The organism is Delftia sp. ZNC0008 (assembly GCF_000799035.1).
In the GTDB taxonomy this organism is placed as follows: domain Bacteria; phylum Pseudomonadota; class Gammaproteobacteria; order Burkholderiales; family Burkholderiaceae_C; genus Comamonas; species Comamonas tsuruhatensis.
On the sequence record NZ_JTKZ01000046.1, the window covers coordinates 1 to 2,193 of the forward strand.

Here is a 2,193-nt window from a genome sequence, read left to right on the forward strand (position 1 = left end):
TTCCACCTGGCGCGTGAGCGCCGGCGGCACGGGCAGGCGGCCCGCAAGCACGTCCTCGGTGTAGCGCGCCGTGGTGTCCACGTCGATCTCGGCGGGCAGGCCCGGGATTTCGGAGGCCGTGCCGCTTTGCTGCTCGGCCAGCAGCTGGTGGGCGCCTGCGACGAATCCGTCGTAGCGCGGCAGCCGGCGCGGGTCGGCCGCGACCTCGCCCTCCAGCCCGCGCGAGAGCAGCACATTCATGCCCAGCGTCCCGAAGGTGCCGTGCAGCATGGGCAGGTACTCGGGATGGGTGTAGGCCGTCACCAGCAGGCAGGGGCCGTCGCAGGGCGCCAGCAGCTTGACCACGCTGTGGCCCGGATTGCGCAGGCCGATGACCTCGCGCACGGACAGCAGCCGGGCCAGCGCCGGATGCAGGTGTTCGGTATGCAGATGGGCCACCTGGCCGCCATCGAGTGCCTGGGGTGCCTGCAGCGGCGCAATGCCCAGCGCCTGCAGCACATCGCTGGCCAGGATGCGCCGCGCCTCGGTGCGCATGCCGTGCAGCAGCACGGGCAGGCCTTCGCGCGCCAGCAGCAGGGCCAGCAGGGGCGTGAGCACGGGCAGGCGGCGCGCGCCGTTGTAGCTGGGCAGCACGATCACGGGGCGGCCATGGGCCGAGGCGGGAAAGCGCGCGGCGCGCGCATGCACGGCATCCAGGAAGCCGCTCATCTCCTCGACCGTCTCGCCCTTGATGCGCATGGCGATGCAGAAGGCGCCGATCTCCAGATCGGTGACGCCCCCGTCCAGCACCTGGCCGAACAGGTCGGCGGCCTGCGCGCGCTCCAGCGCCTTGGCTCCGCGTGCGCCGCGGCCTATTTCCTTGATGTATTGGCTGATGCCCATGGCGTGGTGATCGTGGGTGGAATCCTGTGGGCGCATATTTTCCCGCAGGTTTCATTACTTTTCGCTATATATGCAAACCTGTCGTTCCATGGCCTCTTTCATGCCGCCTGCGGGCTGGGCGCAACGGGGATGTGGCGCACCAGGCGCTTGAGTTCAGGCAGGCAGGAGCCGCAGTTGGTACCGCAGCGCAATTGGCCTTGCAAAGCGGCCAGGCGGGCATCGTCGCTGCCCTCGCAGCGCGCAAGCACGCCTTCGATGGCGGCCTCGTCCACGTCGAAGCACGCGCAGACCTGGCGCGTGCGCTGCGCCAGGGGCAGCGGTGCCGAGGCCGAGGACATGAGCAGCAGGCGCCCATAGTCCTGGGCCGGCAACTGGTCCCTCAGCAGGGTGCCCAGCCAGCTGCCGGCGCGCGTGTCTCCGGCCAGCAGCAAGGCTTCGACCGTGGTGGACAGGCTGGTGCGGTCCAGCCGCAGCGCACGGCTGTGCTGGCGGCGGCGGTCGCTGTAGCGCAGGGTGTCGGCGGCATCCAGGCCCAGCAGGGACTCGATCTGCGCGATGAGGGCGTCGTCGGGCGCCTCATGCGCGGCGGCGCGCAGCAGCACTCCGTGGCGGGCGCGGGCGGCGTCCTGCAGCGGCACGGCATTGCCGAAAGGCACGCAGCTGGCAAAGCCGAAGTGCGGCATGAGGGCGGACAACTGCTCGCGCACGGCCAGCACGCGGTCCTCGGGCAGCCAGGCCATGGCCAGCAGGGTCCAGGGCAGAGCGGCCTTTTGCAGCTTGACGGCCGTGTGCTTGAGTTCAGGCTGCTTGGATGCGGGGCAGAAGGCTGGCGTGGTCAGTGCGTTGAGGCCCCCCGTGGCCGTGCCGCCCAGGTACTCGCCGCCCCAGTGCATGGCCATGAAGAGCTGGGAGGGCGCGAGCGTGGCATCGGGCTGCACCGGCACCAGCAGGGCACCGCGGCGGCTGCTCACCTGCACCAGGTCGCCCGCGCGCAGGCCGCGCTCGGCCATGTCCTGCGGATGCATCTGCACACTGGGCTCGGCAGCCTGGCCGAACAGTCGTCCCAGCTGGCCCGTGCGGCTCATGCCGTGCCACTGGTCGCGCAGCCGGCCCGTGGTCAGGCTGAAGGGGTAGCTCGCATCGGGCGACTCGGCCAGCGGCTGCCAGGGCAGCAGGGCAAAGCGGGCGCGTCCATCGGGCGTGGGAAAGCGGCCGTCTTCGTAGAGCCGTGCGCGGCCCAGGGCTGCGCCTTCGGGCAGCGGCCATTGCTGGGGGCCTTGCGCGTCCAGCAGATCCCAGGACAGGACGCGG

2 protein-coding genes are annotated in these 2,193 nt (G+C 71.0%); both read right to left on the minus strand.

The window, feature by feature from the left end:
* Positions 1-882, minus strand: an 882-nt coding sequence (ybiB, locus tag L995_RS01405; RefSeq protein ID WP_047468421.1) for a DNA-binding protein YbiB, incomplete at its 3' end; no start/stop codon positions are given.
* A 98-nt stretch (positions 883-980) separates the two neighbouring features.
* On the minus strand, positions 981-2,193 hold a 1,213-nt coding region (locus tag L995_RS01410; protein WP_047468424.1), incomplete at its 5' end, for a molybdopterin dinucleotide binding domain-containing protein.